Raw genomic sequence first — 26,020 nt, 5'->3', positions numbered from 1 at the left:
ATCCTTTCCTCGATGCCCCCATCGTAGGCGCGAGGCGGGAAACGGTTGTCATCAATAATTGATGATTTGCCCCTTTCCCCTGCTAAACGCTTTGTTGAAAGCAACGTGTCGAAACGGGCGAAGCGAAGGCGTTACGCGCTCGTCACCTCTACGGCACCATACGAGATAGGGGAACCGGTGTCCGTCGCACGCGATCGGCGCAGCATGCGCATGGTGTGGAAGACGATGCGCCTGCGCCATGTGGGCATGGGTTTCTTCTGGGCCTGCAGCATGCTCACGTTCCGCAGCTCCATCCTGTTATCGGGCTCCGCCAACACGCCGGAATACGAGTCGCTGGTGGTCATCGTGTCGTTCGTTGCGAACATGACCACCATGCTGGCGGTGGCCGCCTGGGTCGAGAACGACCCCGTGCGCATCGACCGTCTGCCCATCTGGCCCCTGCCCGTGCTCGTGGTCGCCGGCCTGCTGCTGGTGTTCGCCGCCGGGCGCGCAGGAGGCGGCGCGCTGCTGCCGCTGCTGTTGGGCGGGGCCGTGGTGGCGGGCGTTGGCTACGGCCTGTTCTGGGGAAGCTGGGCCGACTGCTACGGGCGCATGCATCCGGCGCGCACGTCGTTCTACCTGCCGGTGACGTTCCTGCTCACCGCTGCGCTGTTCCTGGCCGTGTCGCTCTTGAGCGAGAACCTGGGCGTGCCCGCCATCGTGCTCATGCTGCCGCTGCCCTTGGCTTCGTACGCATGCCTGCTGCGGTGCCGAGCGGAGCAGCCGGACGGTCGCGCCGCGCCCTCGGGCGGGACGCGCCGCTCGCTTGCCGCGCTGGGCTCGCTGCTGGGGTTGATAGTGGCCAGCCTGGTGCTCTCGTGCCTGTTCGGCTTCGTATGGGAGCTCACCGTGTTCTCGGTGGGGTCGGTGAACGAGGCGCACCTCAGCCCTCTCGTGGCCAACCTTGCGGTGGCTGCGGCGCTCGTGGGCCTCGTGCTGTACGCGCGCACGCGCATCAACCTGGACCTGGCTTACCGCATCATCGTGCCGGTGATCGTGGTGCTGTTCGCCGTGCTGCCGTTCTTCTGGGAGACGAACCCCGTGGCTCTCAACATCATCATGAGCGCCAGCTACGGCTTGTTCGACGTCATCATCTGGTCGCTCGTGGCGGCCTGTTCCTACGACTTCGCCGTGTCGGGCTACATCGTGGGCGGCATCGTGCGCTCGCTGTCCGTGCTGCTGCGCCTGGTGGGCATGGGCATCGGGTTCCTCATCACGCTCGTGCCGGGCAAGCCGTCGGCGCTCATCGTGGGCGTGTCCATCGGCGCGCTGTACGTGCTGGTCATGTTGGGGCTGTTCAACGCGCTGCGCCGCAAGCGCCGCCTGGCGGCAGGCGACGGCAAAAACCAGGGCGATGCGTACTTGGACGGGGTGGCAGTCCCGCCGCAGGTCGGAGGGGCGCCCGCCATGCCAGCCGCGACCGCTCCCGCAGCACCGGAACCGGCACCGTCACCCGCCGCACCCGAAGCCCCTACCCCGACGGCCGCCGACGATGCCGAGCAGGCCCTCTACGCCGCCATCGTCGAAGACTACGGCCTCACCCGCCGCGAGGCCGAGGTGCTGCCCTTCCTGGCCCGCGGCCGCTCCGCCAAGGTGATCGCCGAGGCCCTCTTCGTGTCCGAGAGCACCGTGCGCACCCACATCCGCCGCATATTGGAAAAGACCGACCTCCATTCGAAGCAGCAGGTCATCGACCTGATCGAGCGGTACGGGTAGCAAGGCGCCAGCACGGGCGCGCATCGCGCCCGCTGCATGCCCGCCCCGTCACCCTTCGGCGCGCTAGTCCGTCACGTCGCCCGACTGGTTCAGGCTGATGGGATCGCCCACGAACGTCGAGGGGGCTTTGAACAGCGTCTTGAAGAAGTCCTTCGTGCGCGCGGGGATCTCGCGCAGGTCGTACTGGGTCTGCTTGCTGTAGGCGTGGTAGTCGCTCGGCACGCCCAGGGCCTCGACGCCCAGACCCCGGGCGGAGTAGAGGGCCCGGTACAGATGGTAGGTCTGCGTGGCCACCACGATGCGCTCGGCACCGAACACGTGCTTGGCGCGGTACATGCTCTCGTAAGTGGAGAAGCCCGCATGGTCGCAGAAGATGTCCTCGCTGGGGACGCCCTGGGCGATGGCGTAGTCCTTCATGGCCTTCACCTCGTTGTACGACACCGTGGAGTTGTCGCCGCTCATGATCATCTTGGTCGCGGCGCCCACACGGTACAGCGCGATGCCGTCGTCCAGGCGGTCCTGGAGGATGCCCGACGGCGTGCCGTCGGCGAACACGGAGGCACCCAGCACCACGATAGCATCGGCACCGAAAGCCGCGGCCGTCTCGGTGTCGACGATGGCGTCTTTCGTCGTGGCAACCGTGGCGAGGTTCGTTCCCGCCACGATCAACGCCGCAACGACCACGAACCCGACCACGAACCCGACCATACGCCTCAACCATCCATGTTTCTTGTTACGTGTCATAACGTTTGATGATAGCAAACGCGCCCAAGCGGCAGGCTGCCGCAACACGGCCGCCATCGAATCTCACGGACTTGTCCACAAACAACGGTTGAACCGATGTCTCGATGCCGGCAAGAACGCTCTGCGGCGTCCGGCCGCTCTTCGCGCAGCCAGCTAGCGCAGCACGCACCGGTGGCCCGGCGTGGCGCTGCAGCCGTTGCACGAGACGCAGCGCGGAACCGCCTGCGGGTCGGCCGCCCAGCGTTTCGGCAGGTCGGGCTCGCAGATGAGGGGACGGCACAGGCCGAACCCGGCAATGCCCTCGTCGACCAAGCGCTCCATCGCGTCGACGCGGCGGTTGCCGCCCGTGAGAATCACCGGCACCGGCACGGCCCGCGCCAGCCGCTGCGCGTAGGCGGCGAAGAACGGCTCGCCGTCGAAATCGCGCGCGCGGCAGGCACGCCACGGGCCGCTCACCTCGATGGCCGAAACGCCGGCTTCCACCAGCAGCTGCGCCGCCTCCAGGCTGTCGTCCTCGGTCAGGCCGCCCTCCACGCCGTCCGAGCTGTTCAGCTTCACGAGCACGGGATATTCCGCGCCTGCCTCCCGCCGGATGGCCGCAAGCGCCTCCACGACGATGCGCGCGCGGTTCTCAACAGGGCCGCCGTACTCGTCCGTCCGGCGGTTGAGCTGCGGGTTCAGGAACTGGCTCAGCAGGTAGCCGTGGGCGGCATGCAGCTCCACCCCGTCGAACCCCGCGTCGCGCGCACGACGGGCTGCCGCGGCGAACGACTCCACGAGCAGGCGGATGTCGCCCCTCGAGGCCTCGACGGGGACGATGCCCGTCTTGGGGTTGGGCACCGCCGACGGACCCAGGATGCGCGCGCTCGGGGGATCGAGCTTCGTTGCGGAGCCTCCGTACACGATCTGCGAGACGACGCGCGCGTCGTAGGAATGGAGGCGTTCCACCAGCTTGCGGTACTCGGGCACGAACGAGTCGTCGTAGATTCCCAGCATGCGCGGGTTCGGCTGCTCGTCGGGCGTCACGTACGCGTACCCCAAGATGACGGTGCCCGCCCCGCCGGCCGCCAGCTCCTCGCAAACCGCCGTCAGCTCCGGCGTGAGGTGCCCGTCGTCGGTGGCCAACCCCTCGTAGGTTGCCGCCCGCACCAACCGGTTCCTCGCTCGCAGGCTCCCGATGCACATCTCCTCGAACAGCGTGCCCATGATGCCCTCGCTCTCCTCGTGCCCGTTTTCAGCGGATGAATGCAATGATTCTAGCAGTTCGCCGCGCAAGGCGGCATGTAATCGGGAGCCCCGTACGCCAAGACACCGCCTCTGCCGGGCTTCATGAACTGCCACTTGCTCCCGAGGGCGGTTCATGGTGCAAGCTCCCCCGCCTGAAGAGGAAGAGGGCATCCCGAACACGCCCGGGATGCCCTCTGCAGCCAGAATACGAAACAGGATGCCCGCTACTTCGCCACGATGTTCACCAGGCGGCCGGGGACGAGGACGACCTTCTTCACGTCCTTGCCTGCGAGCGCCGCCTCCACGGCGGCGAGGCCGGCGGCCTTCACGTCGTCCTCCGCAGCATCGGCGGCCACCGTGATCTTGGCCTTCACCTTGCCGTTCACCTGCACGGCCAGCTCCACCTCGTCGGCCTTGGCCTGCTCGGGGTCAAACTCGGGCCACGGCTGCGTGTGCACGGAGCCCTCGCGGCCGAGCACCGCGCTCCACAGCTCCTCGGCCCAGTGCGGGGCGATGGGGGCCATGAGCTTCACGATGACCTCGGCCACCTCCGGATCGATAGCGCGGGAACCCTCGCAGGCCGCACGCTCCTCGGGCGAGCACTTGCGCAGGTAGTCGGCCGCCGCGTTGCACAGCTCCATGATGGCGGCGATGGCGGTGTTGAAGTTGTTGCGGTCGAAGTCGTCGACCACCTTGCCCGCCACGCGGTGCCGCTCGCGCACGAGGGTCTTGAGCGCCTCGACGCCCTCGGCCTCGCTCGCGCCCGGCTGGTAGAGCGCCTCGTCGCCCGCCTGGCCCACCAGGTCGCACACGATGCGCCACGCGCGGTTCATGAACTTGTAGATGCCGGCCAAGCCGCCCTCGTCCCACAGCATATCTTTGTCGGGCGGGGCCATGAACAGGATGTACGCGCGCACGGCGTCCGCGCCGTACTCGGCGATCATGTCCTCGGGAGCGATGACGTTGCCCTTCGACTTGCTCATGGTCTCGCCGTGCTCGTCCTTCACCATGCCCTGGCACAGAAGGTTCGCGAACGGCTCGTCGAAGTCGACCATTCCCAGGTCGCGCAGCACCTTCGTGAAGAAGCGGCTGTACAGCAAGTGCAGGATGGCGTGCTCGATGCCGCCTATGTACTGGTCCACCGGCAGCCAGCGGTTCGCCTTCTCGGGCGCGAACGGCAGCTCGTCGTTGTGCGGGTCGGTGTAGCGCAGGTAGTACCAGCTGGAGCACGTGAACGTGTCCATGGTGTCCGTCTCGCGCTTGGCCGGGCCGCCGCACACGGGGCACGTGGTGTTCACGAACGCCTCGTGCGTGGCCAGCGTCTCGCCGGCGGCGAGGTCGATATCCTCGGGCAGGCGCACCGGCAGGTCGCTTTCCGGCACGGGTACCAGGCCGCACTCCGGGCAGTGGACGGCCGGAATGGGATTGCCCCAGTAGCGCTGGCGGCTGATGAGCCAGTCGCGCAGGCGGAACTCCACCTTCGTGCGGCCGAGGCCCTGCGCCTCGAGGTCGGCGATGATGGCGTCCACGGCCGGGCTGTGCTTGCCGCCTGTCATGCCGGTGTACTTGCCGGACTGCACGAGGACGCCCTCGGCGTCGTAGGCGTGATCCCAGTCAACGCTCGTCACGCGACGCTCCTGCACGCCGTCGAGCTCGGGAAACAGCGGATCGTCCTCGCCCAAGATGATGGGGATGATGGGCAGGTCGTACTTGCGCGCGAATTCGAAGTCGCGCTGGTCGCCGCAGGGCACGGCCATGACCGCGCCGGTGCCGTAGTCGCTCACGATGTAGTCGGCCACCCACACGGGCACTTTCTCGCCGTTGACGGGGTTCACCATGTAGCGCCCGGTGAACGCGCCGTGCTTCTCGCGGTCGCCCTGGGCGCGCTCCACGGCGCTCACCTTGGCGGCCTGCTCCACCACCTCGCGCACGCCGGCCTCGTACTCGGTGCCGGCCACGAGGTCCATGAGGCCCTTGTACTCGGGCGCCAACAGGAAGAACGAGCAGCCGAACAGCGTGTCGGGGCGCGTGGTGAACACGGTGATGAGGTCGTCCTCGGTCGGCTCCGCCGGCGCCTCGCCGTCCGGGCCGCACAGCGTGAAGGTGACCTCCGCGCCCTCGGAGCGGCCGATCCAGTTGGCCTGCATCTGCTTGACGCGCTCAGGCCAGCCGTCCAGCTGGTCCAGGTCGTCCAAGAGCTCTTGGGCGTAGTCGGTGATCTTGAGGTACCACTGCGTGAGGTCGCGCTTCTCCACCGCGCCATGGCAGCGCCAGCACTGGCCCTCCGTCACCTGCTCGTTCGCGAGGACGGTCTCGCAGTTGGGGCACCAGTTCACGGGGCTGTTGCGGCGCTCCACCAGGCCCTTCTTCCACATCTGCAGGAAGATCCACTGGCCCCAGCGGTAGTACTCGGGGTCGCACGCCACCACGGTGCGGTCCCAGTCGTAGCTGAAGCCCATGCGCTTGAACGACGCCTTCTGCGTGTCGATGTTCTCATAGGTCCACTTCGCCGGATGGCTGTGGTGCTTGATGGCCGCGTTCTCCGCCGGCAGGCCGAACGCGTCCCAGCCCATGGGGTGCAGCACGTCGAAGCCGCGCATCTTGGAGTAGCGCGCGATGACGTCGCCGATGGTGTAGTTGCGCACGTGCCCCATGTGGATGTCGCCCGAGGGGTACGGGAACATCTCGAGCACGTAACGCTTCGGCTTAGAGGGGTCCTCGGTCACTTTGTACAGGTCGGCGTCGGCCCACGCCTTCTGCCAGCGGGGCTCGATCTCATGCGGGTTGTAAGGTTTCATGGCTGCTTTCCTCGTCAGGTCCTCGCCCGCCGGGCAGGTGCCGCAGCAGGGCGATGCCGCCCACGCGCGTCCGCGCGGAGGGCCTCAGATTCGCGAATGCTCCCATTATAGTGATTTTCCCCTGCACCGGGGGTTCTCCATGCAAATTCGAGCCGATCAGGCAGATCAAAGTCCCGCGGCACCAGGGTCTTGGCTGCGAGTCCGCAGGAACCCCGATCAGCGCCGCGCGTGGCAGCCGTCGACGAGCAGGCCTCCGAACCAGTACGAGGACGCACCGGCCAGCACAAGGCGGTCGCCGAACGCGAGCTCGAACGACCCGGCACCGTCGCGAGCGCTGTCGTACACAACATGACCCTCGCGCAGCACGCGGCTCCCATGGACCGAGCCTTGGTCCTCCAGAAGCCATCGTCCACCCTCTCCGACGATACGGCAATGCCGGCGAGAAACGCAGGGGTTCGTCTCGATGATGTCGCAATCGGTGTAACGGCCGATGGAGAACGGATGGGCTGACACGACGGTCCACCAGTTGTCCAAGGCGTCCGGCTCGTCGCTTGCGTACTTGACAAGGCAGGCGCAGTCTTCGCGCCGAGCAACCCGATTCGGATCGTCGTTATTGCCCTCTGGAATGGTGAGGGGCGTCTCGTCGGCCAGCTCGCACATGAAGCGCTCGTCCAAATAACCGAACGTCATGAGGTGGAAGTACGAGGACGCAAGCACGGCCAGCAGATCTTCGCTGCGCGCAGCAGGCTGCTTTCCGCACCAGGCGAACAACGAGCTCATCTCGTTTGCAATGCGATCGAGGCGCAACTCCACACGCCCATCCTCGCGTTCGTGCTCCAACCCACGCTGCACGTCGTTCCACAAGGGGCCGCAGAAGTAAAAGACAAGGTCTTCGATATTGCAGTCGGCGCCATCGCAGAGGTCGGCGCACAGCAGCCGCGCCGCGTCGTCGAACACCTGCGGGTTCCTCTCGTAGCTGGCGCGGAAGTCCTCCACGTAGCGTCGCGAGTGGACGAGTCGCGACAGCACCGCTGCCGTGCGCTTCCTGATGGTGGGATTGTCGTGGTTGATGTAGTGGCCGTTCGTCCCAAGGTAGGAATAGAGGACCTTGTGGTTCACCCGGCCGCGCGAGAGCGATCGGATATGCTCGGCAAAATAGTACAACGCCGTGTGCCATCCCCGATCCTCGCCCGACACGTCGAATGACCGCGTCTGTTCGGTGTTCGTCGTCAGCCGCACCTTGTCCCCTTTATCTCAACTGCTTTGTCAAGCATACGTTTGCACCGGTAAATCGTTATTAGGTTATTCGTCTTGGCGAGGTCGGCCTATTGCGCAACACTTTTGCTTGGCTCATCGGGCGGTAAATCAAGCAGGGGAGGGTATGCCGACACGGGCGTGGGAAGCGGCGCGGCGGAGGCGGCAAGGGAGCAAGACGCGTTGGAACCAGCATAAAGAGCCGCTAACCGACCTACCTGCTCGATCAGTTCGGACGAGCTCGGGCGCAGGCCAGGATCGAGCGAAACGCACGACCGAACCAGCTGGCGCACATCACCGGGCAGACGGGGATCGACGCGCAGACCGCCTCCCCCGCGAAAGTAAGCCTTCCAGAAAGAGAGGTCGTCGCGCAGGCGCGGCGGAAAAGGGTACGGCCAGCGGCCTGTGAGCACCTCATGCGCCACGATGCCGAAAGAGAACACGTCCAGGTTCTCGTTCTCCCATCCGGGCGTGCGCATGATGCCCTCCGGAGCCGTGTAGCCATATGAGCCGCAGGGCACGGCATCTGTCGGCTCGCCCAGAAAGAAAGCCGTATCGAGGTCGATGACGGTAGCCCGCTCGACAGGGGAGGTCGCCATGATGATGTTCGAGGGCTTCAGGTCTTGATGGATGAGGACGGTGCCGGAAACCCCGCCGCAGCGTCCCAGGTCGCGCAGGTCGATTGCCACTGCGAGCAGCAGCGACAACGAGTCCGCCAGCAGAAGCGGCCGACGCTCGCGAGTGCGTTGCGCTATAACGCGGGAAAGGGGAATGCCTTCGGCCCAAGCAGACACCAAGTAGAGCCACTTCCCGTGCGAAGGGCGCAAACGCGAGTCGTGAAGCATCCCGGTCGCCGCGAAGCGTGCGCTGAAGGCCGGCACCCCGCTCCCCTCCGCGTTGCCGTCGGCGGCTCCTCCCTTCGCCGCGCGCTTGCTCGCTACCGCACAGGACCTTCTCCCCCCTGCCAAGCCCTCACGAGAGCCTGCAACCAACCGTGCGAGCAGGTTTCTCTGATGCTCCAAGTAGCGGCCGTCCGCACACAGCGTTTTCAGGCAGTAGGCACGGTTCTGAAGCACGTCCGAGAAACGGCATACGTGCACGCTTGAACGGCTGTTTCTCGACACAAGCTCGATCGACAGGAAAGGCTGGGGCGCTGCGGAGGAGTCGAGATGATGTGCAGAATGGACATGCATACCCACCCTCCATTTCGCCGACGCGCCATCAGCTGTCAAGACGCGCGCTCCGTACGGGACCCTCACGCAGGCTCGCTTCAAGCAAGGGACGCCAACGCAGGCGGTTGCACGCGAACCGCTTTAGTTGCTCTGGAGTTATGGCCGATCATGCGGGCCGTTTAGTTTACGGGAGCCTCCCTTTATCGCACTATAGCCTGTTGAGGCGCATGCGCGGGTTGCGCAACTTTGCAGAAGGTCGCTGCCGACACGGGCGAAGGATCCAAATGGAATCGTTCGGAAACACCCCCGGCGAGATGAAGTTCTCTAGGAACCGCCTAACGAAGCCGTGGCAGGGTCCCGCAAGCTCGACCCTGCACGAACACGAGGCAGTCGTCGGTGGAACGGGCCTCGTCGTAGACGTGGCCGAGCTGGTCGAAGGCGCACAAGCCCTCGGGATGCTGGACGTTGTGCTCGGCGCACCAGCGCACCATGGAGCCGCGGGCGGCCTTCGCGGCGGTGGCGCGCTGTTTGAGACGACCTTGTGCGTCGATCGTGCCGAACAAGCAGGTGACGATGCGCGGCGCCCGCATACCCGCCGCCTTAGCGTGCGGGAGGACGGCCTTGGCGTATTCGACGGATGCAAGGTTCACGATGACGTCGGTTTCATCGGCAAGCGTGCGGTAGAGGCGGTCGCCCCAGAAGGCGTAGAGGTCGGGCGCGTCGCCCGCGGCTAGCTTCGCCTGCATTTCCAGGCGGTACGGCACCACGCCGTCAAGGGGGCGCAGCACGCCGTAGAAGCCCGAGAGGATGCGCAGGTGCTCCTGCACGTAGGCCAGCTGCGCCTCGTCCATGACGCGCGGCGCCAGGTGCTGGTACTGGATGCCCTCGTAGGCAACCACCGCCGGCGTCAGCGCGCCCTCGGCCCGCAGGTCCATGGTACGTACCCGCTCGAAGTTGAGCTCCGCCAGCGCGTCGCTGCATCCCCAGAGCTCCTTCGCCTGGTCGTACGACAGCGCGCGCAACGCGCCGAGCAACCGCTCCGCATCGTCGATGAACTGCGGCAGGCTGCGGCACGCAAAGGAGTCATCGACGACGCTCATCTTCTTGGCCGGCGAAACGATGAAGCGCATGGCCCCTCCCCCTTCGTTGTTTCCGCTGCACGACCCGGATGTCAGCCGCGCCATTCCCTGCGCATGACCTCCCATTTCGCGTCTCGGCCCTGCTCGACGGCGGCAACCTCGTCGTCCGAAAGCGCGCGGAAGCGGCCTTGGCGGCGCAGGTAGGCCGGAACGCTGGCGAACTGCTTCGGGTCGCGATTCAGACGGAAGCGGCCGCCGGGCTGGCCGGACACCCGCTCGCCCTCGTACTCGGCGAGGTACCAGAGCCCCGTATCCACGATGTCCTTCGCGATGTCCACGGTTTCGTCCACGCCGCAGCCCCAGCCGGTGGGGCACGGGGCGATCACGTGGATGTAGCGCGTGCCGTGCACGTCGCGCGCCCGCTCCACCTTGCGGATGAAGTCGTTCAGGTAGCCGACGCTCGCCGTGGCGGCGTAGGGGATGCCGTGCGCGGCCACGATCTCGAACAGGTTCTTCTTCTGCGTGAGGCAGCCGTGCACGTTGCTGCCGGCCGGCGTGGTGGTGGTCTTGGCGCCGAACGGGGTGAGCGAGCTCTTCTGGATGCCCGTGTTCATGTACGCCTCGTTGTCGTAGCAGATGTAGAGCACGTCGTCGTTGCGGTCGATGGCGCCCGAGAGCGCCTGCAGCCCGATGTCGGCCGTGCCGCCGTCGCCGGCGAAGCCCACCACCGTGCAGTCGTCGGGCTTCTTGCCCTGCGCGCGCAGGCCAGCCTCGATGCCGGTGAGCACGCTGGCCGTGGCGGCGAAGGGCGTGATCATGGCGTTGTTGGCGAAGGCGAGCTGCGGGAAGTTGAACCCGACGGCGCTCATGCAGCCCGCGGGCAGCGCGGCCACGGCGTTCGGCCCCAGCACCTTGAGTGCGGCGCGCAGGGCGAGCGACCCGCCGCAGCCCGCACACGCCTTGTGCCCGAAGAACAGCTCGTCGTCGATCATGTTCTTGACGTTGACGACCATGGCTATCGACCTCCTTCCGAGACGGCGTCCGCTGGCGAGTCGATCCCCAAGAACGACACGTGCGGCAGGTCGAGCGTGCCGTCAGCCGCCTGCGCGAGCGCGCGGAACATGCCTTCCACCTGCGCTTCCGAGATGTCGTCGCCGCCGAGGCCGCCGATGAAGTTGTACGTGGGAACGCGTGCGCCTGCCTGCTGCAGCGCCGAGTTCACGTTGGTGTACACCGTGCCCTCCGCGCCGAACGAGACGTCCTTCTCCAGCACGCCCACGGCCTTCGCGCCTGCAAGCGCGGTGGCCACGAGCACGCTCGGCATCGGGCGCAAGTAGCGGATGCGCAGCATGCCGGCGCGCACGCCCTGGGCGCGCAGCCTCTCCACCACGCCGCGCACGAGGCCTGCCACCGAACCGAGCGTCACCAGCACCACGTCGGCATCGTCGCAGGCCACGCACTCGATCATGCCGGAATAGCGCCGCCCGAACACCTCGGCGAAGCGCGCCTCCGCCTCCTTGATGGCGCGCGGCACGGCCTCGAGCATGTCGCGATGCTCCCAGTACTTGAAGTAGCGATCGTAGTCCGGTCCCGCCGAGAAGCCGATGCTCACCGGGTTCTCGAAGTCGAAGCTGTTGCCCGCGCCGTCGTAGGGCGGCAGGAACGCGTCGGCCTGCTCGGGCGTGGGAACGTCCACCGTCTCGTAGGTGTGCGTGAGCGCGAAGCCGTCCAGGTTCACCATCACCGGCGTGCGCACGGCGGGGTCCTCGGCCACGGCGTAGGCCATGAGGGCCAGGTCGAGCGCCTCCTGGTTGTTCTCGGCGTACACCTGGATCCAGCCGTGATCGAGCAGCGAGAGAGAGTCGCGCTGGTCGCCGTAGATGTTCCACGGCAGGGCGGTCGCGCGGTTCGCGTTCATCATGACGATGGGGAAGCGGCCGCCCGACGCGTAGGTCAGGCACTCGGCCATGTACAGCAGGCCCTGGCTCGACGTGGCCGTGAACGTGCGCGCGCCCGTGGCCGACGCGCCGATGGCGCACGAGAGCGCCGAGTGCTCGGACTCCACATGCACGTACTCGGCGGCGAGCGAGCCGTCCTCCACCATCTCGCTCAGGCGCTCCACCACCACCGTCTGCGGCGTGATGGGATACGCGGAGATGACCTGCGGGCGCGCCAGCCGCACGCCCTCGGCGAGGGCCTCGTCGCCGGAAAGGAACCGCTTCATCGGGCATCCGCCTCGCTTTCGGGGATCATCGTGATGGCGCCGAACCTGCACGCCTTCGCGCACACGCCGCACCCCTTGCAGAAGTCGTAATCGATCTCGATTCCGCCGTTCTGACGAACGGCGGAACGACCCGACGCTGCGGCTTCGTGTGGCACTCCATCTTGCAGCTCCAAGCTTTCCTCACGTGCAGAAGCACGCTTCGGAAAGCTTTCGCTGCAATCTGAAGCGCCACACGAACCCTCGTTGACCGCATCTGACCTGCTTGTTTTATAAACCGCCCCATCCGGGCAGTAGAGGTAGCACTGAAGGCAGCCGGTGCAGACGGCGGCGTCGATCACAGGGCGGATGTTGCGCCAGCCCGCGTTTTTCACCGTGAGGTAGCCGCCTTCGAAGCACGTGGAATGCGCGAACTCGGCAGGGTCGAGCGCGCCGGAGCGCAGCGTGGGGATGCGGGATGCGGGACGCTGGGGCGCCGTCGCGGTATTTTCCGCCGACGCCACAGGGGACCCTTCGGCTTGCTCCACCCGCTCAGGACGACGAGCCGACCCGCCTTCGTCGCGACGGGAGACGGCCTCCCTCGCCGCCTGCACGATCTCGATGTTCTTCGCATGCAGCTTCGCAGGCATATATTGACGGACGGCCTCCTCCACGTCGGCCAACTCCACCCGGTCGCAGAGCGCCGCCAGCGCACCCAGGAACACCGTGTTGGGGATAGGCCGACCGAGGACGGCGGTCGAGATGCCGTCGGCGTCAAGCGCCACGATGCGCGGGTCGTCGAACGTGCGCGTGCTGTTCGCCAGCACCAGCCCGCCGGGCTTAAGCTCGCACTCCCACCCGTCGCCGAGCAGCGTGTCGTCCAAGTACACCACGTAGTCAGCCTGCGCAACGGCGCTGCGGTCGCCGATGGGCACGTCGTCCATCTTGGTGAACGCGCGCATGGGCGCGCCACGCCGCTCGGGCCCGAACGAGGGAAACGCCAGCGCGTGCCTCCCGTCGGCCATCGACGCCGCCGCACCCAGCAGCCGCGCCGCTGTGAACGCACCCTGCCCACCGCGGCCGTGCCAGAGTACCTCGATCATGCCTTCTCCCGTTCTCTGCTTGCATATGATCGTGCCAGTATAGCGCGGCCGCCGCGTCTAAGCAGCAACACGCCCGTCCGCCTGCCCCAATATTCAGCAAGTGGGTATCTGCCCGCTCATCGACCTGCTGTCGGGCGACGCGTCCGCCTTCGCGCACCTACCGGCCCGCCCCCAGCACCGCCCCACCTCGCCGTTTGCTGCCGCCATGAGTCATAGAGGCACGGCCGTGCGCGAAGAGCTCCACAAGGGGGCGACTTCGCACGTGCCGCGTTCCGCGCGCCACCACCACCCGATGGGGGCGCTCCACGGGAAATGACGCTTTTCCGGCTGTCTGTGCCAAAAAACGACCGGTTTGGCAATCCTGGCATCGGGTTCTTTTCTACAGCGCGATACTCGACCAGGCGAAATGCTGCGACTCGCCTTGTGCTGGGCGCTGTTTGCTGCAAAAGCGATTGCCAAACCGGTTATTTTCTGACATCTCTCGGGGAAAAACGCTGCACCCCACCGCCGCATCCCGCAGCATCGCGCCTCTCCCCGCTCCTTCCCAGCACCGCCCCACCTCGCCGTTTGCTGCTGCTATGAATCTTAGAGGCGCGGCCGTGCGCGAACTATATAATGCTCGAAGAGAGATCGGACGAAGAGGCATGCGAAGGAGTTGGCGAACACCGTGATGGACCGCCCCGCGTACGGCAGGAAACGCCCGACAACGAGCCAGCCGCCCGTCGATTCAGGCGAGACTGCAAACGTCGTGCCGGCATCCGGCGAGGACGTCGCGCGCGGCAAGCACGGCCGGCCTTCGACGGAGGCCGTCGCGAAGGGCGATCACGCCCGAACGCGCAACAATGCATCGCTCGGCGAGAGCGGCCGCGACCAAACCGGACGGGGAGCCCGCGACGCCAAGGCGCGCAAGCCCCGCAAGCCCAACTTCGTCACGCGCACGGTGAACCACTGGTGCAACCGGCTGCTCGGTGCCGTGTCGGAGCGCTCGCTGGCCGCCCAGGAGGAGCAGTACGCCGCGCACCGCACCACACGCGACTACGTGTGGAACTCCCTGGGCATCGGCGCATGGGGCATGGTGTTCCCCGTGCTCACCGTGGTGGTCACGCAGCTGGTGGGCGTGGAGCAGGCCGGCATGTTCTCCATGGCGTTCGTCACGGGCATGCTGCTCATGTTCCTGGCCAACTACGGCGTGCGCACCTACCAGGTGTCGGACCTTGACGAGGCGCACTCTTTCTCGGACTACCAGCTGAACCGCTGGATAACCTGCGCCCTCATGGTGGCAGTAGGCGTGGCGTACTGCTCGATACGCGGGTACGCGCAGGACATGTTCACCATCAGCCTGGGCGTATACGTGTACAAGATGGTGGACGGCCTGGCCGACGTGTACGAAGGGCGGCTGCAGCAGGTGGACAAGCTGTACCTGGCCGGCGCCTCGCAGGCGTTCCGCTCGGTCGTCGTGCTCGTGGCGTTCTCTCTCTGCCTGCTCATCACCCGCAACCTGCCGGTGGCGTGCATCGTCATGGCCGTGGCCGCGGCCCTGTCGTTCGTGGTGCTCACGTTCCCTCTGGCCCTGTTCGAAACGCCGAAATCGCGCCGCGTGAGCCCCTCCAGCGTCGCGCGGCTGTTCAAGCAGTGCTTCCCCCTGTTTTTGGCGCTGTTTCTGTACGCGCTCATCGACAACATGCCGAAGTTCGTCATGGAGGGCGTGCTCTCCTACGACAACCAGCTGTACTTCAACGCGCTGTACTTTCCGGCGCAGGGCATATTGCTGACTATCGGGCTCATTTACAAGCCGCTCCTCGTGCGCATGGCCGAGGCGTGGAGCGACCCCGAGAAGCGGCGGAAGTTCGACCTGATCATCGTCCTTATCATGGTGATCATCGTGGCTTACACGGGAGCGACGGCCCTTGTCATGGGATGGATCGGCATTCCCGTCATGAGCTTCTTGTACGGGCTGGACTTCGAGCAGTTCCGCGGCCTTCCGTTCATCATGATCGCCGCGGGCGGCGTGACGGCGGCCATCGACTTCCTGTACCAGGCGATCACCGTTCTGCGGCGACAGCGCGCCGTGACGAAGCTCTACATCATCACGTTCGGGTTCTCGCTGTTCGTGCCCTTGCTGCTGGTGAACTTCACCGGGCTGCCGGGCGCGGTTATCGGCTACCTCATTGTGATGTGCATCCTGCTGGTGCTGCTGGTGAGCGAGTACGTGAGCATCCGCTTGGGCTTCTCCAAGGAAACGGAGACCGAGGGCAGCGCCATCGCCCCCAGCCCGAGCGCGCACGGGCGCTCCACCACCGCGCGCGCCGCCGCCCACGAGAAGGCTCGCGTGCGCGCGATCGAGGCCGAGCTGGAGGCCGAGGGCGAGGCCGCACGCGGCATGTCCCCCGCCCGCGCGGCCGCTCACGCGAAGGCGCGGGCTCGCGCCGAGGAGGGCGCTGCGGCGGACGCCCTCGGAGCGGCCGGCGCCCCCGACGACGAGGGGCCGCTACCGCAGTAGGTTGTGGGAATCGAGAAGGAAGGCGCGAATATCTCGATGGATGATGCCCTTCTGGCTCCGATCAACTTCATCGAGTGAAAGCACGTACTTTGGATAATCGCTCCTCAACTCTTCTAGCGGTTTGAGCTCGCGCTCGATCGTCGACTCGTCGGCTAGCAAGTAGCACACTTGCAAATACAGCTTGCGTGACCCCTTTGAGGCGATGAAGTCTATCTCGCGTGAGGGGCTGTCCGATTTCACCGAGAGATTTTTGCCGTTGTCAGAAGTAGACATAGGCTTGTCGCCCACAGTCACGCTCCATCCATAGCGAAGCAGTTCGAGAAACACGATATTCTCCAACACTTGGTCGATATTGCGATCATTGTTTCCGTACACCGCCTCCCTCAAACCTTGGTCCACGAGATAGTATTTCTCTTGGCTTTTAAAGACCTTCTTGCTCATCACGTCAACACGTGACGCACGGTACAAAAGGTTGGCATCACAAGCCACCTGCACGTACTTGAGCACCGAACCAATGGATATAGAAATGTTCTCGCCTTCCAGCATACGCTCGATACTGCGGCCGCTGAAAGTATGGCCTACATTCGCAATCAAAAACGGAAGCAGCTCCCCCAACAGCGACGCGTCTTTGATGCTTTCTCGCTCCACCATATCCTTCAAAACCACGGTGTCGTAAATGCTGAGCAGATATTCACGGCAAGGATCGGGCGCATACCCCAAATACGAGAGGAAGGGAAAACCTCCCAGCACGCGGTAGATATCGAACGCCTCGTCCATACTCTCGACCACCCCGTCATCAGCCCGGAGGCGGACAAATTCCGAGAACGAGAACGGGAATACCTCGAACTCAACGTAACGCCCGCTAAGATACGTGGCGAACTCACCTGAAAGAAAGTGGGCGTTCGAGCCAGTAAGATAGATATCGACAAGGAATTCCGTCTGCAAGCCGGGAACAAGCTGCTCCCATGACTCGACCTCTTGGATCTCATCGAGGAAAAGATACCCCTGCTCGCCGCCCAACGAATCCGCCCATGCTTTCACTTGCTCATAAAGCAGGTTGGGATTTTTGAGGTGACGGTTCGCGTATACCTCTAGGTTTATATCAAGCATGCACTCCTCGGGCACGCCTTGGGAATGCAACTCTGCGCGAACAAGCTGAAGAAGAGTCGATTTCCCCGAACGACGTACCCCGGTGACGATTTTTATAATGGGTTTGCCGATGAAGGGTCGAATTCTGTCGAGATAGAGTGGGCGTTCGATCATAGGGAGACCTCCAAGTTTGTTCATTGTAGTTGACAAACTAGCTTGATTGCTATGTTTTGTCAACTACAATGAACAAACTTTGCACCAGCGGAAAGGAGTTGGCTCGCAGGTTGGCAGGCAAAGAGCGCAGCTTCCGACTTATGCTCCCGGAAAGCGCGTAGCGAGCACGCAGGCGCTTGAGAGGAGGCACCCCGGCTGGCGTAGTCAGTCAGCGAGGGCGGCTGTGGTGCCCGAGATCGAGGGGATGGCGGAGGCGAAGCGTACTTCGGTACGCGAGCCTCCGGCATCGCCGCGAGATCGGGTGCCACAGCCGGCCGCAGCGTCGACTTAGTTCCGGCAGCCGAGAGGCTGCCGGAACCCTAGAACCGCGCGTATCTCTCCAGGTTCTTCTTCAGGGTGTCCACGAAGCGCTGGCCCGTCTCGCCCAGCTGCTCGCCCTTGCGCACGACGTAGCCCAGGTGCAGCTGCACGTCGGTGTTTAGGGGCACGGTGTTGAGTCCCGCGCCGTCGGAGATGCCCACCAGGATGCCGCTCGTCACCGTGTAGCCGTTCAGGGCCACGATCAGCTCCGAGAGCGAGGCGCGGTCGGTGCAGGCGATGCTCTTCGCGCGCGGCACGCCGGCCAGCGCCTCCTCGGCGAAGGCGACCGGGGAGTCCTCGTCCTGCTCGAAGTAGAGGTACGGGTAGTCTTCCATGTCCTCGAGGGTGAGGCTCGCGGCGTTCACCATGGGGTGGCTCGCCGGCAGCGCCACGCGCGGGGCCGACTGGATGAGCTCCACGAACTCGAGGCCCGCGGCGTCGAGCGCGGCGTTCACCTCGTCGGCCGTGGCCGAGGTCTGGAACAGCACGCCCAGCTCGCTCTTCCCGCTGGCAACGTCGTCGATGACGCCCTGGGTGGTGCGGTCGCGCAGCGCGTAGGCATAGGCGTCGCCGCCCAGCGCCAGCACGGTGTGGGCGAAGGTCTGCACGTTGAACAGGTAATGCTGGCCGGAAACGGCGAACGTGGTTTCAGTGGTCATAGGTGGAATCCTTTCAACAAGATTTCCTTCTCGTGGGTCCAAATCAGTCAGCGAGGGCGGCTGTGGTGCCGAAGATTCGTGGGATGGGGAAGGCGAAGCGTACTTTGTGTACGTGAGCCTTCCCCAGCACGCGAAGATTCGGTGCCACAGCCGGCCGCAGCGTCGGCCCGTTCCGCCGTTCGACAGAACGGCGGAACGGCGGAACCTACTGGCAGCCGCGTTCGTCGATGAAGCGCGACGCCTTGTGCTCGGATGACGTGCCCAGCTTGCCCGCATCATACACGATAACCTTCTGCGGGCGCACGCCCACGTGGGCCTTGATGGCGGCCATAGTGCGCTTCGCCACCTCGTCGTAGGGCTCATCGCTGCCCAGCGCGCGCTCCACGGACACCTCGTACTTGCAGGTGAAGTCCTGCTCGTACACGCGGATGGAGTACTCGCCGGTGAGGCCGTCCAGGCCGCGCACCACGTACTCGATGTCGGTGGGGAACACGTTCACGGCGCTCACGATGAACATCTCGTCCTTGCGGCCGGTGATGTGGATGCGCGCCAGCGTGCGCCCGCATTCGCACGGCTCGGTGGACACGTAGCCGATATCGCCCGTGCGGAAGCGGATCATGGGACGCGCCTTCTTCATGAGGGTGGTGTACACCAGCTCGCCCGTCTCGCCCGGCGCCAGCACCTCGCCGGTCGTCGGGTCCACCGTCTCCACGAGTATCTGGTCCTCCACGATGTGCAGGCCGTCGTGCGCCTCGCATGCGGCGGCGCAGGCACCGTAGATGTCGGACAGGCCGTAGAAGTCCACGACCTTCGCGCCCCACAGGTTCTCGATGCTCTCGCGCGTGGACGGAATCGACCCGCCCGCCTCGCCGGCCACGATGATGGTGTGGATGTTGAAGTCGGTGCGCGGGTCGTAGCCCTTCTCCTTCGCCACCTCGCCCAGGTGCCACGCGTAAGACGGCGACGTCCAGATGACGGTGGGCTGGTACTGCTTCAGCACGAACAGCAGGCGGTCGGAGGGCACGGCGCCCACCCAGATGGCCAGCGCGCCCAGGCGCTGCGCGCCGATGACGTCCGGACCGCCCACGTACAGCGCGAAGTTGAGCGCGTGCACGTAGCGGTCGTTCGGGCGCATGCCGGCCTGCCAGAACAGGCGCGCCTCGGTGTCCTGCCACAGGTCGAAGTCCTCCTGCGTGAAGGGGCTCACCGTGGGGACGCCCGTGGATCCGGACGAGGTGGCCATGAAGATGACCTCCTCCTCGGGCACGGAGCACATCTCGCCGAAGAAGCTGCCCACGTGCTGCGTCTCGCGTTCGGTCTTCTTGTCGATGAACGGGAACTTCGCGATGTCGTCGAGCGTCCGGATATCGTCCGGCGTCACGCCGGCCTCGTCGAACGCGCGCTTGTAGTACACCGTGTTATCGTATGCGTAGGCCACCATGTCCTTCAGGCGCTGCAGCTGCAGCGCCTCGAGCTCGGGCCGCGGCATGCACTCGATCTCCGGATCGTAGTATTTCTGGGATACGGGGATGTCCTTCGCCATGGTTGCTCCTTGATCGGTTCTTGTTTCCTCCGCTGCTTGCACGCCCGCGACGGGCGACGCCTGCACGACCGAGCGCCGAGCGCCCGCTTGCGGTTTCCGTACCTGTCTGCCCGCGCCGAATGTTTCACTTGAAACATTCGTTCGCTATCTGGGCTTTCGCAGGTAAAAGCAGCGTATTGCATGAAACCACTAACCGGCGGCGAATACAACCTTCTAAGTCATTCGTTGTTCTGATGCTTTGCTATCGCAAAAACCGATAGCTTGGCACGGTGCGGAAGTGAACGACACCGCACCGCGCGCATTCGCCCCGCAGGCTACCTCGCGCGCGTTGCCCGCAGGTCGGCGTCCCACTTTTTCGAGAAGGGCAGCACGTCAACCAGCGCCACCACCGAGAGCACGCCCAAGATGGTGAACACGGCGAGCGGGCTGTCCACGCCGCCGGCCAGCGCCTGAGCGGCCATGCTCAGCAGTGAGCCGTAGATGATGGACGTGTTGATGACCGACAGGTTGAGCGGGTACTTCGCCGACCCGTAGCGCTGGCGGGCGAAGGCCGACGCCACCACCGGCTCGCCGCCGTAGGCGAAGCCGCAGCACAGCGCGCCCGCGATGTAGAGCGCCGGGGTGCCCGTGGCGAACGCGCCGATGATGCAGCCGCAGGCCACGGCCGCCACCGCGCCGTCCACGAACATAGTCACCTTCACGTTCGTGCGGTCGTAGATCATCCCCACCACCACGCGCGCCAAGCCGTTGCAGGTGGACACCAGGCCCACAAGCAGCGTGGCGAAGGCGGCGTCGATGCCCACGAGCTGCGCGTTCGCCGCGCAGTTGCCGATGGTGGCCAGGCCGATGGCCACCACGATGACGGCCCAGATCCAGAACAGGTACAGGATGGGCGTCTTGAGCAGGAACCGCTCGTCGGCGCCGTCCCCGCCCGCCGCGTCGCGGGCCGCCGCCTGCTCGGGCGCCATGAGCGCCACGATGTTCTCGGGCGGCCGGCGCAGCATGAACGCCGCCGCGGCCGCCACCACGCCGCCGGCCGCGCCCACGCCCACGAACACGGGACCCAGGCCGAACAGCGGGATCAGGTTCACCGAGAGCGTCCCCAGGATGAGCGACCCCAGGCCGAACCCCATCATGAGCACGCCTGACGAGAATCCCACCTTGTCGGGAAACCACAGGTTCGTTGTGGACACGATGGTGTTGTACCCCATGCCCACGCCCAAGCCGCCCAGCGTGCCGTAGCACAGGTACACCACCGCGATGCTCCCCTTCGCGAACAGCCCGGTGCCCGCAAACCCGACGAAGAACAGCACAGCCGCGATGACGATGGCCCCCTTCACGCCGATACGCCGCTCCACCTGTGAGCCTATCACGGCACCGATGCAGAACGCAATCATCATGATGTTGAACGTGAGGCCTATCGCCCCCTTCTCCAGCTCGAACGCCTCCCCCATCGGCGCCGCGAACATGGAGAACGCGTAGATGAGCCCCAGGAACAGCAGGGCGAACGTCGAGCACGCCAATGTGCGCATGCGCTCGGACTTGACGCGGGCAACCGTCGTTTCAGGCATAGTGCTCCCCCTCCGTGCGAGTTCGACGCCGCCCTTACAGGCCCCCTTTGCCCCGACCGCGACGATAAACGCCGAACAACCGCAGGACGGCGATCCTTCGCCCCCATTGTCGCCGAAAGCCCCTGGCGAACCGTATGGCGTTCAGAGTGAGAAACCGTGCTTTCATACAGGGGTAGCTAGAGAGCGCACAGAATTATAAGCGAGCACAGCCAGCGAAGCCGCGCGGCATAGGCGCCCACTTTTCGTGAGCTCCCCATAAGCTACCGTAAAAACCCTCAATCCCGCTACCGCTTCATCAGATAACAAGCTAGAATTAAAAAGGCTCTCGCAGGTTGACCCCCTCACCCCCAGCGCAAGCTGCTGTCCCCTCGCTACTGCAGCATTCCTTCAGGTTGAAGGCGTCTTGGGGGAAGATGCCCACCAAGCGAGTTCCGCACGAGCCAAACCGTCCTGTGGACGGTTTGTGCGAGCCAGGACTGCCGAGCGACTGGGCATCTTCCCCCAAGACGCCGGAGTCGCAAGAAAGGAAAGCCCGCCATGACCCTTCAGCAGCTTCGCTACCTTATCGCCATTGCCGAGTACGGCTCCATCAATGCCGCCGCCCAGAACCTCTACGCCTCGCAGTCGAACCTCTCCACGGCCATCAAGGAGCTGGAGCAGGAGCTGGGCATCACCGTGTTCACGCGCAGCAACCGCGGCGTCACGCTCACGAACGACGGCACGGAGCTCTTGGGCTACGCGCACCAGGTCATCGAGCAAGCCGACATGTTGGAGCGGCGCTATGCCACCGGCACGGACAAGCACCTGCGGCTGGCCGTGTCCACGCAGCACTACGCGTTCAGCGTGCAGGCGTTCGTGAACGTGGTGGAGCAGTGCGAGGGGGACGACTACGAGTTCATCCTCCGCGAGAGCAGCACGGGCGAGATCATCGACGACGTGCGCACGTTCCGCAGCGAGGTGGGCGTGCTCTACACCGACGGCTTCAACCGGCGCGTGCTGCAGAAGGCCTTCGACGATGCCGACGTGGCGTACGCCCCGCTGTTCGACGCGCGCGTGCACGTGTTCGTGGGCGAGCACCACCCGCTGGCCGGCGCGCAGCTGCTGGCGCCCGAGGACTTGGAGCCCTTCCCGCGCTACTCGTTCGAGCAGGGCACGGCGAACTCGTTCTACTATTCCGAGGAGCCGCTCAGCTACCTCCCGCACGCGCGCAACATCCGCATCTCGGACCGCGGCACGCTCACGAACCTGCTAACCAGCCACAACGGCTACACGCTGTCCACGGGCGTGCTGTCGGCGGAGATGCAGTCGGGCATCGCCAGCATCCCGCTCGACGTGGACGAGCGCATGCAGGTGGGCTACATCATGCACAACGAGCGCCGCCCGAGCCCCCTGCTGCTGCGCTACATCGACGAGCTCCACGCCATCATCGAGGCGAACCCGAGCGTGGAAGCGCGACCCGCTTAGAAGGGCGCCGCGCTCCTTCCGTCAACGAAAAACCTATGAAGCGCGTGTGGCCCGCCGTGTTCGGTTGAAAACCGAGGCCGGCGGGCCACACGCTGTTGTGCAGAACTTCCCGGAGGGGTGAAGGTCTTGCCTAGTGGATAGAGCTGCTCACGTAGGGCGTCTTGTCCTTGAGCACCACGTCGTGGGCGCCACCCTCGACGATGGACGTGGACGACACCACGGTGAGCTTCGCCTTCTCCTGCAGCTCGGGAATCGTCAAGGCGCCGCAATTGCACATGGTGGACTTCACCTTCGACAGCGTGAGGTCCACGTTGTCCTTGAGCGTGCCGGCGTAGGGGACGTACGAATCCACGCCCTCCTCGAACGACATGCCCTTCTTGTCGCCGCCCAGGTCGTAGCGCTGCCAGTTGCGGGCACGCGCGGAGCCCTCGCCCCAGTACTCCTTCATGTAGGAGCCGTTGATGTTCACCTTGTTCGTGGGGCTCTCGTCGAAGCGGGCGAAGTAGCGGCCCAGCATGACGAAGTCGGCGCCCATGGCCAGGGCCAGCGTGAGGTGATGGTCGTACACGATGCCGCCGTCGGAGCAGATGGGGATGTAGACGCCCGTCTCCTCGAAGTACTCGTCGCGGGCCTTCGCCACCTCGATGGTGGCCGTGGCCTGGCCGCGGCCGATGCCCTTCTGCTCGCGCGTGATGCAGATGGAGCCGCCGCCGATGCCGATCTTGATGAAGTCGGCGCCCGCGTCGGCCAGGAAGCGGAAGCCCTCGGCGTCCACCACGTTGCCCGCGCCCACCTTCACGGAGTCGCCGTAATGCTCGCGAATCCACTCCAGCGTGAACTTCTGCCAGTCGGAGTAGCCCTCCGAAGAGTCGATGCACAGCACGTCGGCACCGGCCTCCACCAGCGCCGGCACGCGCTCGGCGTAGTCGCGCGTGTTGATGCCCGCACCCACCTGGTAGCGCTTGTGCGCGTCCAGCATCTCGTTGGGGTTGGACTTATGGGAGTCGTAGTCCTTGCGGAACACCAGGTACATCAAGTGGTCCTCGTCGTCCACCACGGGCAGCGAGTTCAGCTTGTTGTCCCAGATGATGTCGTTGGCAACCTTCAGGCTGGTGTCCATGGGCGCCACGATCATGTTCTCGCGCGGCGTCATGAAGCTGGCCACCTTCTCGTCCATGGACATGCGCGACAGGCGGTAGTCGCGGTCCGTCACCACGCCCACCAGCTTGCCGTGCGCCGTGCCGTCCTCGGTCACGGGCATGGTGGAGTGGCCGTGCTTGTCCTTGAGGGCCACCACGTCGGCGAGCGTCATCTCGGGCGAGAGGTTCGCATCGCTCGTCACGAAGCCGGCCTTGTAGTCCTTCACGCGCGCGACCATGGCCGCCTGATCCTCGATGCTCTGCGAGCCGTAGATGAACGACAGGCCGCCCTCGGTGGCCAGCGCGATGGCCATGCCGTCGTCGGACACGGCCTGCATGATGGCGGACACCATGGGGATGTTCAGCGAGATGGCCGGTTCCTCGCCACGGCGGTACTTCACGAGCGGCGTCTTCAGGCTCACATCCTGCGGGATGCATTTTGCCGACGAGTAACCGGGTACCAGCAAGTACTCGTTGAACGTGCGGGACGGCTCATCGAAATAGTAGGCCATGAACTCCTCCATCTGCGGTCGGCGCGGTCTGCGCGGGCGGGTTGCGGCGCGGATACGATCGGCGCTGCGCGGCATAGACCGCCGAAGCCCGTCAAGCATCCGTTGCTTAGGTGTTACCCGCTATTATAGCCACGGGAGGGGCGCGCATGCGAACGATCCCAGGGAATATGGAGAAAAACATGCCCAGAGACGCAAAAGCCCGAGAATGCCCCGATCCGCCCGGCCTTCCTACCCCATCCCCAGCCACACCTGCACGATGGGCACGTAGCCGGCCACGAACACGGCCAGGATGAGCACCGGCAGCGCGAAGCGCACGTAGCCGCGAGCCCAGCGGGGGAAGCGCGCGCCCTCGCCCGTGTCGGCCTCGCGCAGAAACGCGTCCCAGCCCCAGCCGCGACGCGTGGTGCAGAACAGCAGGAACACGAGCGCGCCCAGCGGCAGCACGTTGTTCGACATGAGGAAGTCCTCGATGGCCTGGATGTTGCCGATGCCCGGCACCTCCACGCCCGCCCACACGTTGAAGCCCAGCACGCACGGCAGCGACAGCAGCGCCAGCGCCACCCCGTTCACGAGGCACGCCTTGTTGCGCGACCAGCCCCACTCGTCCATGCTGAAGCTCATGATGTTCTCGAACACCGCGATCACCGTGGACAGCGCCGCGAAGCTCATGAACAGGAAGAACAGCGTGCCCCACAGCTGCCCGAACGGCATCTGCGAGAACACGCTCGGCAGCGTGATGAACACGAGCCCCGGGCCGCTTCCCGGCTCCACGCCGAACGCGAAGCACGCGGGGAAGATGATGAGGCCCGCCATGAACGCCACGAGCGTGTCGAGCCCCGCGATGCGCAGCGCCTCGCCCGTGAGACGGTAGCGCTTGTCGATGTAGCTGCCGAAGATGGACATCGATCCCACGCCCACCGACACGGTGAAGAAAGCCTGCCCCATGGCCGCGAACACAGCATCGGCGAACGTTCCCCAGCCGCCGGCGAACAGCTTCCCGAAATCGGGCATCAGGTAGAACGCGAGGCCCTCCTGCGCGCCGGGCAGCGTGACCGCGCGCACCACGAGCACCGCAAGCACGGCGAACAGCGCGATCATCATCACCTTCGTGATGCGCTCCACGCCGTTGCGCAGGCCGGCGCGCGTCACCAGCACGCCGATCAGCACCACGGCCAGCATGAACGCCACCATCTGCACCGGGTCGGCAAGCATCGTGTTGTACACGCCCTCGACACCGCGCGCGTCCAGGCCCTCGAACGTTCCCGTGCCGCTGAACAGCATGAACACGATCATCCAGCCGGCCACCGTGGTGTAGAACATCATGAGCAGATAGTTACCCGCGAGCGCCGGCCATTTGAAGCGGTGCCATTTCGCGCCCGCCGGCTCCAGCTCGTCGAAGCTGCGCGCGATGCCCTTCTGGCTGGCGCGACCCACCGCGAACTCCATCACCAGGATAGGCAACGCGAACACCACCAGGAACAGCAGGTACATGAGCACGAACGCCGCGCCACCGTACTCGCCGGCGATGTAGGGGAAGCGCCACACGTTCCCAAGCCCGATGGCGCACCCGGCGCTGATCAGGATGAACCCCAGCCGGGATCCGAATTTCTCTCGAGCCATCGATCGTCCTCGCTCTATGCGGAGCGCCCTCGGCAGCCGCCGGGACGCGCACGGTCA

General features: G+C 65.4%; 18 protein-coding genes. 3 read left to right on the top strand and 15 right to left on the bottom strand.

Features of this window, described 5'->3' with window-relative positions; genetic code table 11:
• Positions 1 to 204: 204 nt before the first annotated feature.
• Complete coding sequence (locus tag C1877_RS01195) at positions 205 to 1,755, top strand: helix-turn-helix transcriptional regulator (RefSeq protein ID WP_181813779.1); 1,551 nt, start codon at positions 205 to 207, stop codon at positions 1,753 to 1,755.
• Between the two features lie 63 nt (positions 1,756 to 1,818).
• Here the strand turns inward: C1877_RS01195 and C1877_RS01190 are convergent, their stop codons facing one another.
• The 9 genes from C1877_RS01190 to C1877_RS01150 all read right to left on the bottom strand — a co-directional run bounded on the left by C1877_RS01190 (position 1,819) and on the right by C1877_RS01150 (position 13,332).
• A complete protein-coding gene (locus C1877_RS01190; protein WP_114568129.1) occupies positions 1,819 to 2,463 on the bottom strand; it encodes a SanA/YdcF family protein in 645 nt (214 codons plus the stop codon).
• 189 nt (positions 2,464 to 2,652) lie between these two features.
• The gene (locus tag C1877_RS01185) at positions 2,653 to 3,705 is read right to left on the bottom strand and encodes an NADH:flavin oxidoreductase (protein ID WP_114568128.1); all 1,053 of its coding nucleotides are present in this window, start codon (positions 3,703 to 3,705) and stop codon (positions 2,653 to 2,655) included.
• A gap of 245 nt (positions 3,706 to 3,950) precedes the next feature.
• Positions 3,951 to 6,524 (bottom strand): leucine--tRNA ligase, encoded by a 2,574-nt coding sequence (gene leuS / locus C1877_RS01180; RefSeq protein WP_114568127.1) that lies wholly within the window; start codon positions 6,522 to 6,524, stop codon positions 3,951 to 3,953.
• Between the two features lie 216 nt (positions 6,525 to 6,740).
• A complete protein-coding gene (locus tag C1877_RS01175; protein ID WP_041239105.1) occupies positions 6,741 to 7,763 on the bottom strand; it encodes an FHA domain-containing protein in 1,023 nt (340 codons plus the stop codon).
• A gap of 86 nt (positions 7,764 to 7,849) precedes the next feature.
• The gene (locus C1877_RS01170; protein WP_114568126.1) at positions 7,850 to 8,971 is read right to left on the bottom strand and encodes a protein kinase domain-containing protein; all 1,122 of its coding nucleotides are present in this window, start codon (positions 8,969 to 8,971) and stop codon (positions 7,850 to 7,852) included.
• Positions 8,972 to 9,285: 314 nt separating this feature from the next.
• Positions 9,286 to 10,080, bottom strand: coding sequence for a peroxide stress protein YaaA (yaaA, locus tag C1877_RS01165; RefSeq protein WP_114568125.1), 795 nt, complete (start codon positions 10,078 to 10,080; stop codon positions 9,286 to 9,288).
• Between the two features lie 41 nt (positions 10,081 to 10,121).
• The gene (locus C1877_RS01160) at positions 10,122 to 11,042 is read right to left on the bottom strand and encodes a thiamine pyrophosphate-dependent enzyme (protein WP_114568124.1); all 921 of its coding nucleotides are present in this window, start codon (positions 11,040 to 11,042) and stop codon (positions 10,122 to 10,124) included.
• A gap of 2 nt (positions 11,043 to 11,044) precedes the next feature.
• On the bottom strand, positions 11,045 to 12,253 hold the full coding sequence (porA, locus tag C1877_RS01155; protein ID WP_114568123.1) for a pyruvate ferredoxin oxidoreductase: 1,209 nt from the start codon (positions 12,251 to 12,253) through the stop codon (positions 11,045 to 11,047).
• On the bottom strand, positions 12,250 to 13,332 hold the full coding sequence (locus C1877_RS01150; protein ID WP_015539110.1) for a 2-oxoacid:acceptor oxidoreductase family protein: 1,083 nt from the start codon (positions 13,330 to 13,332) through the stop codon (positions 12,250 to 12,252). The genes porA and C1877_RS01150 overlap by 4 nt, the downstream gene beginning before the upstream one ends.
• 655 nt (positions 13,333 to 13,987) lie before the next feature.
• On the opposite strand from C1877_RS01150, the gene C1877_RS01145 reads away from it, so the two are divergent.
• Positions 13,988 to 15,832, top strand: a complete 1,845-nt coding sequence (locus C1877_RS01145; RefSeq protein WP_244909761.1) for a lipopolysaccharide biosynthesis protein — start codon at positions 13,988 to 13,990, stop codon at positions 15,830 to 15,832.
• Here the strand turns inward: C1877_RS01145 and C1877_RS01140 are convergent.
• From C1877_RS01140 to C1877_RS01120, 4 genes are all read right to left on the bottom strand, one after another.
• Positions 15,821 to 17,095 (bottom strand): ATP-binding protein, encoded by a 1,275-nt coding sequence (locus C1877_RS01140; RefSeq protein WP_114568122.1) that lies wholly within the window; start codon positions 17,093 to 17,095, stop codon positions 15,821 to 15,823. The two genes, C1877_RS01145 and C1877_RS01140, sit on opposite strands and share 12 nt — an antisense overlap.
• A gap of 359 nt (positions 17,096 to 17,454) precedes the next feature.
• Complete coding sequence (locus C1877_RS01130; protein ID WP_015539112.1) at positions 17,455 to 18,114, bottom strand: LysR family transcriptional regulator substrate-binding protein; 660 nt, start codon at positions 18,112 to 18,114, stop codon at positions 17,455 to 17,457.
• A gap of 205 nt (positions 18,115 to 18,319) precedes the next feature.
• Positions 18,320 to 19,657 (bottom strand): phenylacetate--CoA ligase family protein, encoded by a 1,338-nt coding sequence (locus C1877_RS01125; RefSeq protein WP_015539113.1) that lies wholly within the window; start codon positions 19,655 to 19,657, stop codon positions 18,320 to 18,322.
• 314 nt (positions 19,658 to 19,971) lie between these two features.
• Positions 19,972 to 21,228: an MFS transporter gene (locus C1877_RS01120; protein WP_114568121.1), complete on the bottom strand. Its 1,257-nt coding sequence runs from the start codon at positions 21,226 to 21,228 to the stop codon at positions 19,972 to 19,974.
• 537 nt (positions 21,229 to 21,765) lie between these two features.
• Between C1877_RS01120 and C1877_RS01115 the strand changes: the two genes are divergently transcribed.
• The gene (locus C1877_RS01115; protein ID WP_015539114.1) at positions 21,766 to 22,692 is read left to right on the top strand and encodes a LysR family transcriptional regulator; all 927 of its coding nucleotides are present in this window, start codon (positions 21,766 to 21,768) and stop codon (positions 22,690 to 22,692) included.
• A gap of 130 nt (positions 22,693 to 22,822) precedes the next feature.
• Here the strand turns inward: C1877_RS01115 and C1877_RS01110 are convergent, their stop codons facing one another.
• Together C1877_RS01110 and C1877_RS01105 are read right to left on the bottom strand one after the other, a co-directional pair.
• Entirely contained in the window at positions 22,823 to 24,343 is a 1,521-nt protein-coding gene (locus C1877_RS01110; protein WP_114568120.1) for an IMP dehydrogenase, read from the bottom strand.
• Positions 24,344 to 24,571: 228 nt separating this feature from the next.
• Entirely contained in the window at positions 24,572 to 25,963 is a 1,392-nt protein-coding gene (locus C1877_RS01105) for a sodium-dependent transporter (protein ID WP_015539115.1), read from the bottom strand.
• Between the last annotated feature and the right edge of the window lie 57 nt (positions 25,964 to 26,020).

This window comes from Gordonibacter pamelaeae, assembly GCF_003340385.1.
Classification (GTDB): Bacteria; Actinomycetota; Coriobacteriia; order Coriobacteriales; family Eggerthellaceae; genus Gordonibacter; species Gordonibacter pamelaeae.
Note: the sequence above shows the minus strand (reverse complement) of the source record. Positions and strands in the feature narration are given on the sequence as shown.

Bases quoted from the DNA above. Each gene is read 5' to 3' on its own strand.
- C1877_RS01195 (WP_181813779.1), top strand. From the start codon at position 205: ATGCGCATGGTGTGGAAGACGATGCGCCTGCGCCATGTGGGCATGGGT.
- C1877_RS01190 (WP_114568129.1), bottom strand. From the start codon at position 2,463: ATGGTCGGGTTCGTGGTCGGGTTCGTGGTCGTTGCGGCGTTGATCGTG.
- C1877_RS01185 (WP_114568128.1), bottom strand. From the start codon at position 3,705: ATGGGCACGCTGTTCGAGGAGATGTGCATCGGGAGCCTGCGAGCGAGG.
- leuS (WP_114568127.1), bottom strand. From the start codon at position 6,524: ATGAAACCTTACAACCCGCATGAGATCGAGCCCCGCTGGCAGAAGGCG.
- C1877_RS01170 (WP_114568126.1), bottom strand. From the start codon at position 8,971: ATGCATGTCCATTCTGCACATCATCTCGACTCCTCCGCAGCGCCCCAG.
- yaaA (WP_114568125.1), bottom strand. From the start codon at position 10,080: ATGCGCTTCATCGTTTCGCCGGCCAAGAAGATGAGCGTCGTCGATGAC.
- C1877_RS01160 (WP_114568124.1), bottom strand. From the start codon at position 11,042: ATGGTCGTCAACGTCAAGAACATGATCGACGACGAGCTGTTCTTCGGG.
- porA (WP_114568123.1), bottom strand. From the start codon at position 12,253: ATGAAGCGGTTCCTTTCCGGCGACGAGGCCCTCGCCGAGGGCGTGCGG.
- C1877_RS01150 (WP_015539110.1), bottom strand. From the start codon at position 13,332: ATGATCGAGGTACTCTGGCACGGCCGCGGTGGGCAGGGTGCGTTCACA.
- C1877_RS01140 (WP_114568122.1), bottom strand. From the start codon at position 17,095: ATGATCGAACGCCCACTCTATCTCGACAGAATTCGACCCTTCATCGGC.
- C1877_RS01130 (WP_015539112.1), bottom strand. From the start codon at position 18,114: ATGACCACTGAAACCACGTTCGCCGTTTCCGGCCAGCATTACCTGTTC.
- C1877_RS01125 (WP_015539113.1), bottom strand. From the start codon at position 19,657: ATGGCGAAGGACATCCCCGTATCCCAGAAATACTACGATCCGGAGATC.
- C1877_RS01120 (WP_114568121.1), bottom strand. From the start codon at position 21,228: ATGCCTGAAACGACGGTTGCCCGCGTCAAGTCCGAGCGCATGCGCACA.
- C1877_RS01115 (WP_015539114.1), top strand. From the start codon at position 21,766: ATGACCCTTCAGCAGCTTCGCTACCTTATCGCCATTGCCGAGTACGGC.
- C1877_RS01110 (WP_114568120.1), bottom strand. From the start codon at position 24,343: ATGGCCTACTATTTCGATGAGCCGTCCCGCACGTTCAACGAGTACTTG.
- C1877_RS01105 (WP_015539115.1), bottom strand. From the start codon at position 25,963: ATGGCTCGAGAGAAATTCGGATCCCGGCTGGGGTTCATCCTGATCAGC.